Below are 15,234 nucleotides of genomic sequence, written 5' to 3' on the forward strand. Positions count from 1 at the left end.
TTGACCGCAAGGCGCGGAGTGTTGCGGGTTACGATGCTGGTTAACCTGACTCAAACAGGTCAACGGATCCCCTCTCATGGACAAGCTTTCGAAGACAATCAGCATTGAACACGATCCCCGCTGGGCCGCTGTGGTGGCGCGCGATCCGCGTGCCGACGGGCAATTTGTCTATGCGGTCAAAACCACTGGCATCTACTGCAGACCGAGCAGTCTGGCGCGCCTGCCGAAACCGCAGAACGTCGAGTTTTTCGACACCGCCGAACTGGCCGAAGCTGCCGGATACCGGCCGAGCAAACGCGCCAGCAAGGACCAGAATGATGCGCAGCACGCGGCGATCATCGCAGCGGCATGCCGGCAAATCGAAGCGTGCGAGACATTGCCCGCGCTCGACAGCCTCGCCGCCAGCGCCGGCCTTAGCCCTTTCCATTTTCATCGAGTATTCAAAGCCGCGACCGGCCTGACGCCCAAGGCTTACGCCACGGCGCATCGCTCACGCAAACTGCGTGCGCGCCTGGCGGACGGCGGCTCGGTGACCGACGCGCTGTATGACGCTGGCTTCAATTCCAACAGCCGCTTTTACGAATCAGCCGATCAACTGCTGGGCATGAAGCCCACCGACTATCGCGCTGCCGGGCAGAACAACGACATTCGCTTTGCCGTTGGCCAATGCTCGCTGGGGGCGATTCTGGTGGCGCAAAGCGAACGTGGGATCTGCGCGATTCTGCTCGGCGACGATCCGCATCAGCTGGTCTGCAACCTGCAGGATCAGTTTCGCAAGGCCAACCTGATCGGCGCCGACCGCGAATTTGAACAGTTGATCGCCAGCGTCGTCGGCTTTGTCGAAGCGCCCGCGACGGGCCTGAAATTGCCGCTGGATATACGCGGCACAGCGTTTCAGGAGCGCGTCTGGCAGGCGCTGCGCGAGATCCCGCCAGGCAGCACGGCCAGTTACGCCGAGATCGCGCAACGCATCGGCGCGCCGACTTCGATGCGTGCGGTGGCCCAGGCTTGCGGGGCCAACCGTTTGGCGGTGGCGATTCCCTGCCACCGCGTGGTGCGCAGTGACGGCAATCTTTCCGGCTACCGCTGGGGCGTCGAGCGCAAACGCCAACTGCTTGAGCGCGAACTCAACGATTGACGTCGACCACCACCCTGCCCCGCAGTTGCCCGGCGAGTAATCTGGGCGCGGCCTCAAGGGCTTCGCTCAAGCTGATTTCGTGACTGATCAATTGCAATAACGAGAAATCCAGATCCTTGGCCAGTCGGCCCCAGGCCTCGATACGGCGCGCCTTGGACTGGGTCACGCTGTTGATCCCGGCCAGCGTTACGCCGCGCAGAATGAACGGTGCTACCGAGGCCGGGAAATCCATGCCTTGCGCCAACCCGCATGCCGCGACCACGCCTTCCGAGCGTGTGCTGGCGCAAGCATTCGCCAGCGTATGACTACCGACCGAATCGACCACCGCCGCCCAGCGCTCTTTCGCCAACGGCTTGCCCGGTTCGGACAAGGTGGCTCGATCGATGATGTCGGCAGCACCCAATTGCTGCAGGTATTCATGCTCGGACACCCGCCCCGTGGACGCCACCACCCGATAGCCCAAATTGCTGAGCAAGGCGATGGCAAAGCTACCGACCCCGCCATTGGCGCCGGTGACCAGCACTTCGCCGTGATCCGGTGTCAGGCCATGGCGCTCCAGCGCCAGAATGCACAGCATTGCCGTGTAACCTGCGGTGCCGATGGCCATGGCTTGCGCCGGCGTGAAAGCTTCGGGCAACGGAATAAGCCAGTCACCGTTGAGCCGGGCCTTTTGCGCCAGTCCGCCCCAGTGGCTTTCACCGACGCCCCAACCGTTGAGCAGCACCCGATCGCCCGCCTTGAAATCGGCATGCGAACTGGATTCGACAGTCCCCGCCAGATCGATCCCCGGCACCATGGGAAACTTGCGTACCACCGGGCTACTGCCGGTGATGGCCAGGCCGTCTTTGAAATTCAGGGTGCTGTACGCGACGTTCACGCTGACGTTGCCTTCGGGCAGTTGCTGCTCATCGATTTGCTGCAGATTGGCGCGATAACCGCTGTCGTCTTTGTCGATCAGAATGGCATTGAACATGACGGCCCCTCGAAAATAATGGGAAGAAAGCGTGCCCTGAAATAACACATCGCAACACATTGCCACACTCGACTTTCGCTAAGCCACCCGCACCGACGCTGAAAAACTGCACGTAATGTTCAGAATTTCAGACTGGCCCCGCAGCCGGTTTTGCTGCTAAAACCGCTTGCCGTCCCTGCCCGTTTCATCGTTCGGAGAATTGCTTTATGAGCCAGTGGCCAGACACCCGTATCCTTGATCTTCTCGGTATCGAACTGCCGATCATCCAAGGCCCGATGGCCGGTGCGACCAATTCTTCGATGGTGATTGCCGTGTGCAATGCCGGCGGCCTCGGTTCAATGCCGGCAGCGATGCTGAGCATCGAGCAACTGCGCGAAGAACTGAAGACGATTCGCCAGCACACCACCAAGCCGTTCAACGTCAATTTCTTCTGCCATCAGCCACCGGCGCCTGATGAGCAGCGAGCCCGGGACTGGAAAAATCTGCTCGAACCTTACTACCGCGAACTCGGTGCCGATTTCGAGGCGCCGACGCCGGTGTCCAACCGTGCTCCGTTCGACGAGGCCGCGTGTGCCGTGCTCGAAGAATTCCGCCCCGAAGTGGTGAGTTTTCATTTCGGGCTGCCGGAGAAAAATCTGCTCGATCGGGTCAAGGCAACCGGGGCGAAAATCCTTTCGTCTGCCACCACGGTCGAAGAAGCGATCTGGCTGGAGCAACACGGCTGCGATGCGATCATCGCCATGGGTTATGAGGCGGGCGGGCATCGCGGGATGTTTCTCAGCGATGATCTGAGCAGCCAGGTCGGCACCTTTGCACTGGTGCCGCAGGTGGTCGACGCGGTGAAAGTGCCGGTGATTGCGGCGGGCGCGATCAGCGATGCCCGGGGTGTTGCGGCGGCGTTGATGCTCGGCGCCTCGGCGGTGCAAGTCGGCACGGCGTTTCTGTTTACCCCGGAGGCGAAGGTCAGCGCCTCGCACCACAAGGCCCTGCGCACCGCCAAGGAAAGCGAGACCGCCATCACCAACATTTTCACCGGACGTCCGGCGCGGGGCATTGTCAATCGGGCGATGCGCGAACTCGGCCCGATGTCAGCGCAAGCGCCAGCCTTCCCGTTGGCCGGCGGTGCGCTGATGCCGCTGCGGGCCAAGGATGACGCCGATTTTGCCAATCTGTGGGCCGGTCAGGCGCTGACGTTGGGCAAGGATATCGGCAGCGCTGAACTGACCCGGCAACTCGCCGAGGGCGCATTGGCGAAACTCAACCGTCATTGAATCTACGCGGCGAGCGGATTTATTCCCTCGCCACTTGGCGGCATATCGCTATATATTTCCGTATACAGCGATTGCGCCCGTGTATCGGCGTTATCCAAAGCAAAGCATTCAATGCCGATCACGGAGCCTTTACATGACACCTGCTGCCACACGCCTCGCCCCTGCCTGTCTCGCCTCATTCCTCACATTTTTCAGCATCAGTGCCGCGCAAGCTGACGAAGTGCAAGTGGCGGTCGCCGCCAATTTCACCGCGCCAATCCAGGCCATCGCTGCCGATTTCGAAAAAGACACCGGGCACAAATTGGTTGCTGCTTACGGCGCAACCGGCCAGTTCTACACCCAGATCAAAAACGGCGCGCCCTTCCAAGTGTTTCTCGCAGCTGACGACAGCACCCCGGCAAAACTCGAACAGGAAGGCGAAACCGTCAAAGGCTCGCGCTTCACCTACGCCATTGGCACCCTGGCGCTGTGGTCGGCAAAAGAAGGTTATGTGGATGCACAGGGTGACGTGCTGAAAACCAACCAATACCAGCACTTGTCCATCGCCAACCCGAAAGCCGCGCCATACGGTCTCGCCGCCACCCAGGTGCTGGAAAAACTCCAGTTGAGCGAAGCCACGAAAAGCAAAATCGTCGAAGGCCAGAACATTACTCAGGCCTACCAGTTCGTCTCCACCGGCAACGCCGAACTAGGCTTTGTGGCGCTGTCGCAAATCTTCAAGAACGGCAAAATCAGCAGCGGCTCGGCATGGATTGTTCCGGCCACCCTGCATGATCCGATCAAACAGGACGCGGTGATCTTGAACAAAGGCAAGGACAGCGCTGCTGCCAAGTCCCTGATCGATTATCTCAAAGGGCCGAAAGCCGCTGCGGTGATCAAGTCCTTCGGATATGAACTGTAAATGTCGCTGACCAGTGCCGACTTCGCCGCGATCTGGCTGACGCTGAAACTGGCGTCGCTGACCACCGTGATCCTGCTGGTGATCGGCACACCGATCGCGTTATGGCTGTCGCGCACCTCGTCGTGGTTGCGTGGCCCGATTGGCGCCATCGTCGCCCTGCCGCTGGTGCTGCCGCCGACGGTAATCGGTTTTTATCTGTTGCTGGCGCTGGGGCCGCACGGTTTTCTCGGCCAGTTCACTCAATGGCTGGGGCTGGGCACGCTGACGTTCAGTTTCACCGGGCTGGTGATCGGCTCGGTGATCTATTCCCTGCCGTTCGTGGTGCAACCGCTGCAAAACGCTTTCTCGGCAATCGGCACCCGCCCGCTGGAAGTCGCCGCGACGTTGCGCGCCAATCCTTGGGACACGTTCTTCAGCGTGATCCTGCCGCTGGCGCGACCCGGCTTCATCACCGCAGCGATTCTCGGCTTCGCCCACACCGTCGGTGAATTCGGCGTGGTGCTGATGATCGGCGGCAACATTCCCGACAAGACCCGCGTGGTCTCGGTGCAGATTTACGACCATGTCGAAGCGCTGGAATATGCCCAGGCGCACTGGCTGTCCGGGGCGATGCTGGTGTTCTCGTTTCTGGTGTTGCTGGCGCTGTATTCCAGCCGCAAAACCCGCGCAGGCTGGAGCTGATCGATGATTGATGTACGCCTGAAACGCACTTATCCGGGGTTCGAACTGGATGTTGATCTGCAAGTGCCGGGCCGGGGCGTCACTTCGCTGTTTGGCGATTCCGGCTCGGGCAAAACCACTTGCCTGCGCTGCATCGCCGGGCTGGAGCGCGCCGAGCAGGGTTTTGTGCAGATCAATGACGAGATCTGGCAGGACAGCGCCAACGGCATCTTCGTACCGCCGCATAAACGTGCGCTTGGCTACGTGTTTCAGGAAGCCTGCCTGTTCCCGCATCTGTCGGTGCTGGCCAATCTGGAGTTTGGTCTCAAACGCATCGCCAAGTCGCAACGCCGGGTCAATATCAACCAAGCGACCGAACTGCTCGGCATCGGCCATTTGCTTGAGCGTCACCCGCAGCATCTGTCCGGCGGCGAACGGCAGCGCGTCGGCATCGCCCGCGCCCTGCTGACCAGCCCGAAACTGCTGCTGATGGACGAACCACTGGCGGCTCTCGACAGCCGGCGCAAGAGCGAAATCTTGCCGTACCTGCAACGCCTGCACGACGAACTGGATATTCCGCTGCTGTACGTCAGCCATGCCCAGGATGAAGTCGCGCGTCTGGCTGATCATCTGGTATTGCTCCGTGACGGCAAAGCCCTCGCCAGCGGCCCGATCGGTGAGACCCTCGCACGCCTGGATCTGCCCTTGGCAATGGGTGATGACGCCGGGGTGATCATCGAAGGTCAGGTCAGCGCCTACGACGCCACCTATCAATTGCTCAGCCTGCAACTGCCAGCTACCGAAATGAACATTCGCGTCACCCACGCGCCGATGGCCGTGGGCCAAGCCCTGCGCTGCAAGGTGCACGCCCGTGACATCAGCCTGGCGCTGAACAACGATGCAGCCAGCAGCATTCTCAATCGTCTGCCCGTTACCGTCATCAGCGAACAGGCCGCTGACAACAGTGCCCATGTGCTGATCCGCCTCGATGCGGGCGGCACGCCGCTGCTGGCGCGGATCACCCGCTTCTCGCGTGACCAATTGGGCGTGCACCCGGGCCAGCGGCTGTGGGCGCAGATCAAGGCAGTGGCGGTGCTCGCGTAAATCATTCGGCACGACGGCCAGCGACTGCGGTCAATCAGTTACAGACTGCCGTATGACCGAAGGAAACCGCCATGCCCGATACCGTGCTGACAGATGCCCTGCCCGCCGATCTGCATTACGTCGATGACACTCAGCCTGGTATCACCCGGAAAAAACTGCGCGGCAAGTTCGTCTATTTCGAACCGTCGGGCCAGCGCATCAGCGATCCGGACGAAATCAAACGCATCAATGCCCTCGCGGTGCCGCCGGCTTACACCGATGTGTGGATCTGCGCCGACCCGTGCGGTCATCTGCAAGCCACCGGCCGCGATGCGCGCGGGCGCAAGCAATACCGTTATCACGCACGCTGGCGCGAAGTGCGCGACGCCGACAAATACTCGCGCCTGCGCGAATTCGGCCTGGCCCTGCCCAAACTGCGGCGCCAGCTTGAGGCGCTGCTCGACGCCCCGGGCTTCAGCCGCGACAAGGTCATGGCCACGGTCATCACCTTGCTCGACGCCACGCTGATCCGCGTCGGCAATACCCAATATGCGCGGGACAATCGCTCTTATGGCCTGACCACGTTGCGCAGCCGGCATGTCGAGGTCAATGGCAGCGCGATCCTGTTCCAGTTCCGTGGCAAGAGCGGCATCGAGCACCAGATCACCGTCAAGGATCGGCGTCTGGCGCGAATCATCAAGCGCTGCCTGGAGATTCCCGGGCAAAACCTGTTTCAGTACCTTGATGAACACGGCGAACGGCACACTGTCACCTCCTCCGACGTAAACGCCTATCTGCAAAAGCTCACCGGCGCTGAATTCACCGCCAAGGACTACCGCACCTGGGCGGGCAGCGCATTGGCTTTGGCAGTGCTGCGCGAGCTGCAGCATGAGTCGGAAACCGAGGCCAAGCGCCATGTGGTCGAAGCCGTGAAGAACGTCGCCAAACAGCTGGGCAACACGCCAGCGGTGTGCCGCAAATGCTACATCCACCCTGCGGTGCTCGAACATTTCATGCTCGGCGCGCTCGCCGAACTGCCCCGCCCGAGAGTGCGCAAAGGCCTGCGCGCTGAGGAAGTAGCCTTGGCGATGTTTCTCGAGCGGATGTGTGAGGTGAGCGAGGCGTCCTGAGTCGCACAAACCCCCTGCAGGCTCACTCCTACAAGATTTGCCGATGAGCTGAGCCGGGTATTTTTTGCACGATCGCGCAGGGCTTCTATAGTTGATCTGAAGGTTCGCGCCATGCGGGCTTTTTGTTGCAACTCAGCCGTTTCAGCGAACGGAGGTGTTTCATGTCCGAGAAAGAGTCCATCACCACCCTCCTCACCCTGCTCGACGCCCGCCAGGCGCGCCTGGCAGCCGCCTGCAAAGAGATCGCCGACTGGGTTGATCATCAAGGCGGGCATCCGACAGCACTGCGCATCCGCGATCGACTGCACGACATCGAGAAAGATACGCCGCTGATTCGCGATACGCTTTCGACGCTCAAGCCAATTGATCGGCCGTTGCCACGATTCAGATAGTCGAGGTTCAATTAACTTCAACAACCGGCTCGGCATCGGTGTAAGTGTTTTTCTTTATTATCCAATGCGATTGAGCGTAGCCCTTTTAGTTATATATGCACTACTGGCCGATACAAGTTGAAAGTGCAGGCACCGCTCATCGGATCAATTAAAAAAAATCAAAACACCGTGAACCGATATGTAATCGAAGTAGGTGTCCATGACGAAAACGGACATCACTAGCGAAACGTTAATAGATATCGGAGAGCTATCATGACCACCGGAAATAAAAATACAGGTAACGCCGGCAACGATCGTGACAAGATGCAAGAGTCCGGGAAAAAAGGCGGACAGTCTGGCGGCAACTTCGCCAACGATCGTGAAAAAGCATCCGAGGCTGGTCGCAAAGGCGGACAATCCAGCCACAGTGGAGGTCGCAAGTCGTAAATGAGCGGTACAAGGGCAGCCTCGCTGCCCTTGTAATATTCGACGGAGCGCATAGATGACCACCTCCATACATACTCCTCCAAGCCAGTTACACCAACACGAAGGCGCTGAAGTTGTACAAGAAGCGACGCGCAGCTCTCCGGAGAAACTGCCGGACGACGCTGGGTCTTCGTGCATTGAAAGAAAACCTGGCCACCCGCAGCACAGCGATCGTGCACAACATGAATGTTACGAGCGCAGGCAGTTGAACGTTGACTCTGAAAACTCTCGAGAAACGCAAACGACGCCAACGTACGAACGCTGCTCCTGACTGACGGGCACCAGTCCTTGCGCAAAGAGCCCGTTCGCAGAGCCCCGGCCCGTCGAGGAAATTGCCATGCCTGTTCACGTGATTAACTTTACCGGCCCGATCAATGCTTCAACCTGCGGTCAGCTGATTGACAGAGCCTCGCGTGCGGTAAAGGAAGATGCACCCAGGTTGATTCTGAACATCGCTACCATGGGTGGCGAATGCAGTTACGGTTTCACGATGTACAACTTTCTGATGGCGCTGCCCGTCCCGGTACACACGCATAACCTGGGAACGGTCGAGTCGATGGGCAATATCGTTTTCCTCGCCGGCCAGCGCCGCACTGCGTGCACTCATAGCAAGTTTCTGTTTCACCCTTTTCATTGGCACTTGCAGGGAGCGGTTGATCATTCGCGCATGTCGGAATATGCCATGAGCCTGGATTACGACTTGCATCTGTACGCGCAGATTGTCGCCGAGCGTACCAGTAACGGGAAAAATGCGTTGGAGACAGAAAAATACCTGACAGCGGCTCCGCGCATTATCAATCCTGAAGAAGCTTTGCATGCCGGGCTGATCACAGCGGTTGAAGACACCGAGATTCACGCCGACTTTGTCTGCTCATGCATTTACTCCTGAAGCCCCTCCTGAATAACGCGTCGTTTTAGATGCGTTTCATTCTATTCAGATCGCCACTCTCAGCAGCGACATTACAAGATCATGTAGTGCATTGGCGCCTCAACTTGTACACGCCCCAACGCGCGGTATAACGCTAAACAAGCGGCGTATGCCGGTCATCCCAGCCAAAAGAATTTTCTCTGAATTATTCATTTCGCCAGACATCCCTCTTTTTAACAGACGGAGGAAATGTATGAGCGCAGTGGACTTGTACGTGATCGAGTACCTGTTACATGGAAAGCCCAGGTCATTCGTCATTCGCACAAAAAACATGAACAACGCCGAAGCGTGGCAGTGGGCAAGTTGCGACGCAGGAATCGCGCCCATCCCGCGCCCCGGTCGGCCTCCGTTGAAACGTTTTTCCAAACCAATGGCGGAACGCTTCGGCGTAACCGAGGTGCAATGGCGCGAGTCGGTGCCTCTGGTGTGGGAGGAGGATCACGCAAAATGAATGAGCGCACGTTGAAATTCGGTTTCGGCCGATCGTGGGATGACGAGATGGCAGAAAACGCCGCGATGTTCCGCGAGGCCGACCTGCTGGAAGAGGCGGCCTACAGAATCATTGAGCATGACGCCGACAGCCCTGAGTCTTGGGCTCGCTTCAGCGAAGCAAAAGCCTTGGCCGACGCCAAGCGAACGGCGGCCTATCAGGATTGGATGCGCATCAAGCGCGCAATGAGCAAGCCGCGCTCGAAATAGCAGCCTGGCAGGTCATGGTTTGAGGATCAGCAGCGGCTCGCCTTTCGGCACGACGTAAGTGGCCAGTTCCACGCCCTTTTCGCTGCCAATGTTTTTCGCCACATGCGCCACGCCCGCCGGAATGAACAACGAATCACCGGCCTTGAGTATTACCGGCGCCCGCCCTTCGAGCTGATACTCGAACGTGCCGCTGATGACATAGGCCACTTCCACGCCGGGATGAGCATGCCGAGGCGAGGTGACGCCAGCGTCGAAATCGATACGCGCCTGAATCACCTCGCGATTGTCAGCGCCGAGATCCTGGCGAACCAGATCAGTACGGCTCAGACCTTTCTGCCAGCTCGTCGCCGGCGCATCTGCCGCATGGGCGAAACCGGCAAGGGAGGCGAAGACAACGGCAGAAGCCAGAAACAGTGGACGGTACATGGTGGTGCCCTCTTGAACGTAGTGTTGGTGTGAGGGCTACTTTGGGCTCGGCATGTAAGGCGGATGTGTCTCGAAAGCGCAGTTTGGTGTTGCCGTGTGTATCCGCTGAGGGCTGATACACGCTTATACAAACGTGTCGCGGTCCCCGTCCGGGCCATGGTGGGAAAGAATCTGTAAACTGCCGCAATCTTCATTCACCCAAACAAGAGATGCCCATGGCCAATCAAGACATCATCTTCACGCCTGATCCGGACACCGATTCGATTTCTTCCGACGTCGCCACCTTTGGCGGGATCATGGTCTCGACGCAAATCCCGACCCGCGCCGATGGCAGCCTGGAACTCGGCGGCATCACCGAGCAAAGCGAGTGCACGCTGCAAGCGCTGAAAGTCGCCTTGGAACGTGCTGGCAGTTCGATGGACCGGGTGCTGCACCTGACCATTTACCTCACCGACATGGGCGATCGCGGGGCTTTCAATGAAGTGTACAAACGCTATTTCGCCAAGCCTTGGCCAGTGCGGGCAGCGGTGGGCGTCGCCTCGCTGGCGGTTGAAGGGATGCGTGTGGAGGTGACGGCGATGGCGGCCAAGGGCTGATTTGCGGAAATACTGCGTAGGCTGCCGCCACGATTCCGGTTGCGGCGTACGCAGTGAAATACTCAAGGGCGCGCGCCAAACACAGCAGCCACCAGGATGCGGCCGTTTGGCATGCGCTGGCTCGCTCGTTGAGCGAATTGGCGTCAACGGTCTATTCACAAAACTTAAAGGGGACCACTAGCTATAACAAACAGTTTACCTTCTGATACCCGGTATGTTTGCCCGCGGTGCTCGATTTCAAAATTGAATGTTGCCGTAATCGAATCGATGCCTTCTTCGTGTTTGCGAGCAAACTCTATTGTTCCTGTTTTCGCATATAAAATTTCATGCGACATAGTCATCAATCCCGCCACAGGGCTTCCGAACCCGCCAACTTCATGTCTACCGTCCGCAAGGGAGCGATCTATCACAAATGAAATAATCTCACCCACCTCGTCCGTAAAATATTGACCAATAACGCTGAACGTCTCCTTTGTGCCGAAATAGAGATGCCGAGTAGCGGAGAATATTGGCTTGCCTATGCCCGGATGATCGGGTGAAACGACCGCTTTGTAATACACTTCGGCCTTCTTCTGCGGACGCGATTTAAACGACGCGAAATCCGAGATACCAATCGTCGCGAAGGCGTTATTACCTTTCATGATATTAATCTCCAATGTCTTGCGTGATATAGGCCAGAGCGACTTTCCCGCTCCCACCTGATGTTCACGCTTTGGACGCGGACGGACAACTGACAGACTTTACAGTTATGCATTGCCTCGTATTGTGCTAGGTCCTTCGTACCTGATATCGGCACGCTGATGCCGCCCAGGTGTTTCACAGGTACAATGCGCCCCTTGCCCGTGACCGCCTGACTAAAAAAACTATGTCCTTGCCCAAGCATCACCTGGAATTGCTCAGCCCTGCCCGCGATGTCGCCATTGCCCGCGAGGCCATCCTGCATGGCGCTGACGCCGTGTACATCGGCGGCCCGAGCTTCGGCGCACGCCACAACGCCTGCAACGAAGTCAGCGAAATCGCCGAACTGGTCGAGTTCGCCCGCCGTTACCACGCGCGTATTTTCACCACCATCAATACCATCCTGCACGACAACGAACTGGAGCCGGCGCGCAAGCTGATCCATCAGTTGTACGACGCCGGTGTCGATGCGCTCATCGTCCAGGATCTGGGCGTGATGGAGCTGGACATTCCGCCGATCGAGCTGCACGCCTCGACCCAGACCGATATCCGCACGCTGGAGCGGGCGAAGTTCCTCGATCAGGCCGGTTTCTCGCAGCTGGTATTGGCCCGAGAACTGAACCTGCAGGAAATCCGCGCCATCGCCGATGAAACCGACGCGGCCATCGAATTCTTCATTCACGGCGCGCTGTGCGTGGCCTTCTCCGGTCAGTGCAACATCTCTCACGCGCAAACCGGCCGCAGCGCCAACCGTGGCGACTGCTCCCAGGCTTGCCGCTTGCCGTACACCTTGAAAGACGAAAAGGGTGGCGTGATCGCTTACGAAAAACACCTGCTGTCGATGAAAGACAACAACCAGAGCGCCAACATCCGCGCGCTGGTCGAAGCAGGCGTGCGTTCGTTCAAGATCGAAGGTCGCTACAAGGACATGGGCTATGTGAAGAACATCACTGCCTATTACCGCCAGCGTCTGGACGACGTGCTCGAAGACCGCCCTGACCTGGCCCGCGCCTCCAGCGGCCGGACCGTGCATTTCTTCCTGCCCGACCCGGAAAAGACCTTCCACCGTGGCAGCACCGATTACTTCGTCACCGATCGCAAGATCGACATCGGCGCCTTCGATTCACCAACCTTCACCGGGCTGCCGGTCGGCACGGTGGAAAAAGTCGGCAAGCGTGACATGCAGGTTGTCACTCACGAGCCGCTGTCCAACGGCGACGGCCTGAACGTGCTGGTCAAGCGCGAAGTGGTCGGCTTCCGCGCCAACATCGCCGAGGCCAAAGGCGAGTTCGAAGAAGACGGCGAGAAGCGCTACCGCTACCGCGTCGAGCCGAACGAAATGCCCGAGGGCCTGTTCAAGCTGCGTCCAAGCCACCCGCTCAATCGCAACCTTGATCACAACTGGCAGCAGGCGTTGCAGAAAACTTCTTCGGAACGTCGCGTAGCCCTGAGCTGGTTCGCCCGCCTGCGCGAAGAACAGCTGGAAGTGACCGCGACCAGCGAAGAAGGCATCAGCGCCAGCGTCACCCTCAACGGGCCGTTTGGTGTCGCCAACAAGCCTGAACAAGCGCTGGAGCAATTGCGCGACCTGCTTGGTCAGCTCGGCACAACCCAGTACCACGCCACCGACATCAAGCTGGATGCGCCGCAAGCGTTCTTCATTCCCAACTCGCAGCTCAAGTCCCTGCGTCGCGAAGTGATCGAAGCGCTGACTGCGGCACGTGTCGCCGCGCATCCGCGTGGCAGCCGCAAGCCCGAGACCACGCCGCCGCCGGTGTACCCGGATTCGCACCTGACCTTCCTCGCCAACGTCTACAACCAGAAGGCGCGCGACTTCTACCACCGTCACGGCGTCAAGCTGATCGACGCGGCGTACGAAGCTCACGAAGAGCCAGGCGAGGTGCCGGTGATGATCACCAAGCACTGCCTGCGTTTCTCCTTCAACCTGTGCCCGAAGCAGGCCAAAGGCGTGACCGGCGTGCGCACCAAGGTCGCGCCGATGCAGTTGATCCACGGCGATGAAGTGCTGACGTTGAAGTTCGATTGCAAGCCGTGCGAGATGCACATCATCGGCAAGATGAAAGGCCACATCCTCAACCTGCCGCAGCCGGGCAGCGTGGTCGGCCACATCAGCCCTGAAGACCTGATGAAAACCATCCCGCGCGCACCGCACTAAGTGGCCGGCGTGCGCGGTGCTTCGGCATCGCGCACGCCTGCTTGGCTCCAAACGCGGTAAATCGCAGGCATAAAAAAACGCCAACTTCTTGCGAAGTTGGCGTTTTTTTCGTAGATGGCAGGGGCGGCTGGATTCGAACCAACGCATGGCAGGATCAAAACCTGCTGCCTTACCGCTTGGCGACGCCCCTGTAGCTCTGTCAGCGGCTCCGTTAGGATCGCTGTGAGAACGGGGCGCAATTTAACAATATTCATTTCATTTGGGAAGCCCGAAATAAATTTTTTTTTGTTTTAAAACAGCCACTTATTATTTTCGCGCGAAAACTCACCGTTTCATCGCCATGTATCACACTGTGTACGCGCCCCGCTGCTACACAACCCAATGCAAAAACGCTCTCTGGCGACACAGAGCAGATACCTCGCCACGCTTCAATGCACCCAGGGTTTCAAGGGTTCATCCAGCCCCTTGGCCACAGGCTCGCAAAGGAGACGTCAGCATGAAACAGGCTCTGCACACCTCTAAAATCACCGCCGCGCTCGGCTTGTCAGTCCTGGCGCTGTCACTGTTCGGCGCCGTCGGCAGCGCTCAGGCGCAAACCACAGAACCCGCCGCCGTCAGCTATTCCGCACCCTCGCCCTTCGGCGCGCTGAAGCACATCAAGGCTGGCTTGCTCGACGTAGCCTACGCCGAAACCGGTCCTGCCGATGGCCCGGTGGTGATCCTGCTGCACGGCTGGCCCTACGACATTCACAGCTACGACGATGTCGCACCACTGCTCGCGGCCAAGGGTTACCGCGTGCTGATGCCGTATGCACGGGGTTATGGCGACACGCAGTTCCTGTCCAAAAACACCCTGCGCAACGGCCAACCGGCGGCGCTGGCCAGCGACGTGATCGACTTCATGGATGCGCTGAAGATCAAGCAAGCAGTGCTGGGCGGCTACGACTGGGGCGCGCGTTCGGCGGACATCGTCGCAGCATTGTGGCCGGAGCGCGTCAAGGCGTTGGTGGCGGTCAGCGGCTACCTGATCGGCAATCAGGCCGCCGGGCAAAACCCGCTGCCGCCGAAAGCCGAATTGCAGTGGTGGTACCAGTTCTACTTCGCCACCGAACGCGGCCGTGCCGGCTATGAAAAGAACACCCACGACTTCGCCAAACTGATCTGGCAGCTGGCTTCGCCGCAGTGGAAGTTCGACGACGCCACTTTCGACCGCAGCGCCCAAGCGTTGCAGAACCCCGATCACGTCGAAATCACCGTGTTCAACTACCGCTGGCGGCTGGGCCTGGTGCAGGGCGAGGCGAAATATGCCGCGCTGGAAGAAAAATTGGCTACTGCGCCTTCGATCAGCGTGCCGACGATTACCCTGGAAGGCGACGCCAATGGTGCGCCACATCCCAAGCCTGAGGACTATGCCAAGCGTTTTACCGGGAAATATCAGTTCCGGTTGATTGAGGGTGGGGTTGGGCACAATTTGCCCCAGGAAAGCCCGGCGGCGTTTGCGCAAGCTGTAATCGATGCTGATCGTCTCTGACAGACCCGCCCTCAATACCCCTCACCCTAGCCCTCTCCCGGAGGGAGAGGGAACTGATTGGGGGATATTCGAGATTTACGCCAACCTGAAAGCGCTGTATTGAATCCAAAGTCGACGTCCATCTTTCAGGTCGATGTACAGCGCAAGATACCTCGGTCGGCTCCCTCTCCCTCTGGGAGAGGGCTGG

The 15,234-nt window shown here is 59.1% G+C and carries 16 protein-coding genes, 1 tRNA gene and 1 pseudogene; 14 read left to right on the forward strand and 4 right to left on the reverse strand.

What is annotated here, in order from left to right; genetic code table 11:
• The first annotated feature begins 76 nt into the window (after window positions 1-76).
• A complete protein-coding gene (gene ada / locus AB9L16_RS14075) occupies window positions 77-1,138 on the forward strand; it encodes a bifunctional DNA-binding transcriptional regulator/O6-methylguanine-DNA methyltransferase Ada (protein WP_375122265.1) in 1,062 nt (353 codons plus the stop codon).
• Here the strand turns inward: ada and AB9L16_RS14080 are convergent.
• Complete coding sequence (locus tag AB9L16_RS14080) at window positions 1,128-2,111, reverse strand: MDR family oxidoreductase (RefSeq protein WP_375122266.1); 984 nt, start codon at window positions 2,109-2,111, stop codon at window positions 1,128-1,130. The two genes, ada and AB9L16_RS14080, sit on opposite strands and share 11 nt — an antisense overlap.
• Window positions 2,112-2,317: 206 nt before the next feature.
• Here AB9L16_RS14080 and AB9L16_RS14085 point away from each other — a divergent pair, with 206 nt between their 5' ends.
• From AB9L16_RS14085 to AB9L16_RS14130, 10 genes and pseudogenes are all read left to right on the forward strand, one after another.
• Window positions 2,318-3,382, forward strand: coding sequence for an NAD(P)H-dependent flavin oxidoreductase (locus AB9L16_RS14085; protein WP_375122267.1), 1,065 nt, complete (start codon window positions 2,318-2,320; stop codon window positions 3,380-3,382).
• Between the two features lie 133 nt (window positions 3,383-3,515).
• Window positions 3,516-4,283, forward strand: a complete 768-nt coding sequence (gene modA / locus AB9L16_RS14090; protein ID WP_252876404.1) for a molybdate ABC transporter substrate-binding protein — start codon at window positions 3,516-3,518, stop codon at window positions 4,281-4,283.
• Window positions 4,284-4,964: a molybdate ABC transporter permease subunit gene (gene modB / locus AB9L16_RS14095; RefSeq protein ID WP_065616245.1), complete on the forward strand. Its 681-nt coding sequence runs from the start codon at window positions 4,284-4,286 to the stop codon at window positions 4,962-4,964.
• A gap of 3 nt (window positions 4,965-4,967) precedes the next feature.
• Window positions 4,968-6,047: a molybdenum ABC transporter ATP-binding protein gene (gene modC / locus AB9L16_RS14100; RefSeq protein WP_375122268.1), complete on the forward strand. Its 1,080-nt coding sequence runs from the start codon at window positions 4,968-4,970 to the stop codon at window positions 6,045-6,047.
• 71 nt (window positions 6,048-6,118) lie between these two features.
• On the forward strand, window positions 6,119-7,156 hold the full coding sequence (locus AB9L16_RS14105) for a DNA topoisomerase IB (RefSeq protein WP_056789610.1): 1,038 nt from the start codon (window positions 6,119-6,121) through the stop codon (window positions 7,154-7,156).
• Window positions 7,157-7,317: 161 nt separating this feature from the next.
• Window positions 7,318-7,548 carry a hypothetical protein gene (locus tag AB9L16_RS14110; RefSeq protein WP_076562638.1) on the forward strand — a complete coding sequence of 77 codons (231 nt, stop codon included), beginning with the start codon at window positions 7,318-7,320 and terminating at the stop codon, window positions 7,546-7,548.
• Between the two features lie 309 nt (window positions 7,549-7,857).
• A pseudogene (locus tag AB9L16_RS14115) lies at window positions 7,858-7,974 on the forward strand (general stress protein); the annotation flags it as partial.
• Window positions 7,975-8,350: 376 nt separating this feature from the next.
• Window positions 8,351-8,902 carry an ATP-dependent Clp protease proteolytic subunit gene (locus AB9L16_RS14120; protein ID WP_041480149.1) on the forward strand — a complete coding sequence of 184 codons (552 nt, stop codon included), beginning with the start codon at window positions 8,351-8,353 and terminating at the stop codon, window positions 8,900-8,902.
• 232 nt (window positions 8,903-9,134) lie between these two features.
• Entirely contained in the window at window positions 9,135-9,392 is a 258-nt protein-coding gene (locus AB9L16_RS14125) for a DUF6555 family protein (RefSeq protein ID WP_041480147.1), read from the forward strand.
• Complete coding sequence (locus AB9L16_RS14130) at window positions 9,389-9,640, forward strand: hypothetical protein (RefSeq protein WP_095180153.1); 252 nt, start codon at window positions 9,389-9,391, stop codon at window positions 9,638-9,640. Before AB9L16_RS14125 ends, AB9L16_RS14130 begins: the two co-directional genes overlap by 4 nt.
• A gap of 12 nt (window positions 9,641-9,652) precedes the next feature.
• On the opposite strand, the gene AB9L16_RS14135 is transcribed toward AB9L16_RS14130, so the two are convergent.
• Entirely contained in the window at window positions 9,653-10,066 is a 414-nt protein-coding gene (locus tag AB9L16_RS14135) for a cupin domain-containing protein (protein WP_056789598.1), read from the reverse strand.
• 215 nt (window positions 10,067-10,281) lie between these two features.
• On the opposite strand from AB9L16_RS14135, the gene AB9L16_RS14140 reads away from it, so the two are divergent.
• Entirely contained in the window at window positions 10,282-10,662 is a 381-nt protein-coding gene (locus tag AB9L16_RS14140; protein ID WP_024013136.1) for a RidA family protein, read from the forward strand.
• A gap of 164 nt (window positions 10,663-10,826) precedes the next feature.
• Here AB9L16_RS14140 and AB9L16_RS14145 read toward each other — a convergent pair whose 3' ends face one another.
• The gene (locus tag AB9L16_RS14145) at window positions 10,827-11,303 is read right to left on the reverse strand and encodes a hypothetical protein (RefSeq protein WP_252876408.1); all 477 of its coding nucleotides are present in this window, start codon (window positions 11,301-11,303) and stop codon (window positions 10,827-10,829) included.
• A gap of 224 nt (window positions 11,304-11,527) precedes the next feature.
• Between AB9L16_RS14145 and AB9L16_RS14150 the strand changes: the two genes are divergently transcribed.
• Complete coding sequence (locus AB9L16_RS14150) at window positions 11,528-13,516, forward strand: U32 family peptidase (protein WP_375122269.1); 1,989 nt, start codon at window positions 11,528-11,530, stop codon at window positions 13,514-13,516.
• A gap of 115 nt (window positions 13,517-13,631) precedes the next feature.
• Here the strand turns inward: AB9L16_RS14150 and AB9L16_RS14155 are convergent.
• Window positions 13,632-13,706 (reverse strand) — tRNA-Gln (locus AB9L16_RS14155).
• A 306-nt stretch (window positions 13,707-14,012) separates the two neighbouring features.
• On the opposite strand from AB9L16_RS14155, the gene AB9L16_RS14160 reads away from it, so the two are divergent.
• Entirely contained in the window at window positions 14,013-15,047 is a 1,035-nt protein-coding gene (locus AB9L16_RS14160) for an alpha/beta fold hydrolase (protein WP_375122270.1), read from the forward strand.
• The last annotated feature ends 187 nt before the right edge of the window (window positions 15,048-15,234 follow it).

It is taken from the genome of Pseudomonas sp. LW8, assembly GCF_041956865.1.
GTDB classification, from domain to species: Bacteria; Pseudomonadota; Gammaproteobacteria; order Pseudomonadales; family Pseudomonadaceae; genus Aquipseudomonas; species Aquipseudomonas siliginis.

Excerpts from the sequence above, each read along its gene's own strand:
- AB9L16_RS14120 (WP_041480149.1), top strand. The coding sequence starts at position 8,351 with ATGCCTGTTCACGTGATTAACTTTACCGGCCCGATCAATGCTTCAACC.
- AB9L16_RS14110 (WP_076562638.1), top strand. The coding sequence starts at position 7,318 with ATGTCCGAGAAAGAGTCCATCACCACCCTCCTCACCCTGCTCGACGCC.
- AB9L16_RS14150 (WP_375122269.1), top strand. The coding sequence starts at position 11,528 with ATGTCCTTGCCCAAGCATCACCTGGAATTGCTCAGCCCTGCCCGCGAT.
- modB (WP_065616245.1), top strand. The coding sequence starts at position 4,284 with ATGTCGCTGACCAGTGCCGACTTCGCCGCGATCTGGCTGACGCTGAAA.
- AB9L16_RS14135 (WP_056789598.1), bottom strand. The coding sequence starts at position 10,066 with ATGTACCGTCCACTGTTTCTGGCTTCTGCCGTTGTCTTCGCCTCCCTT.
- AB9L16_RS14160 (WP_375122270.1), top strand. The coding sequence starts at position 14,013 with ATGAAACAGGCTCTGCACACCTCTAAAATCACCGCCGCGCTCGGCTTG.
- AB9L16_RS14140 (WP_024013136.1), top strand. The coding sequence starts at position 10,282 with ATGGCCAATCAAGACATCATCTTCACGCCTGATCCGGACACCGATTCG.
- AB9L16_RS14130 (WP_095180153.1), top strand. The coding sequence starts at position 9,389 with ATGAATGAGCGCACGTTGAAATTCGGTTTCGGCCGATCGTGGGATGAC.
- AB9L16_RS14080 (WP_375122266.1), bottom strand. The coding sequence starts at position 2,111 with ATGTTCAATGCCATTCTGATCGACAAAGACGACAGCGGTTATCGCGCC.
- modC (WP_375122268.1), top strand. The coding sequence starts at position 4,968 with ATGATTGATGTACGCCTGAAACGCACTTATCCGGGGTTCGAACTGGAT.
- AB9L16_RS14125 (WP_041480147.1), top strand. The coding sequence starts at position 9,135 with ATGAGCGCAGTGGACTTGTACGTGATCGAGTACCTGTTACATGGAAAG.
- AB9L16_RS14105 (WP_056789610.1), top strand. The coding sequence starts at position 6,119 with ATGCCCGATACCGTGCTGACAGATGCCCTGCCCGCCGATCTGCATTAC.
- ada (WP_375122265.1), top strand. The coding sequence starts at position 77 with ATGGACAAGCTTTCGAAGACAATCAGCATTGAACACGATCCCCGCTGG.
- AB9L16_RS14085 (WP_375122267.1), top strand. The coding sequence starts at position 2,318 with ATGAGCCAGTGGCCAGACACCCGTATCCTTGATCTTCTCGGTATCGAA.
- AB9L16_RS14145 (WP_252876408.1), bottom strand. The coding sequence starts at position 11,303 with ATGAAAGGTAATAACGCCTTCGCGACGATTGGTATCTCGGATTTCGCG.
- modA (WP_252876404.1), top strand. The coding sequence starts at position 3,516 with ATGACACCTGCTGCCACACGCCTCGCCCCTGCCTGTCTCGCCTCATTC.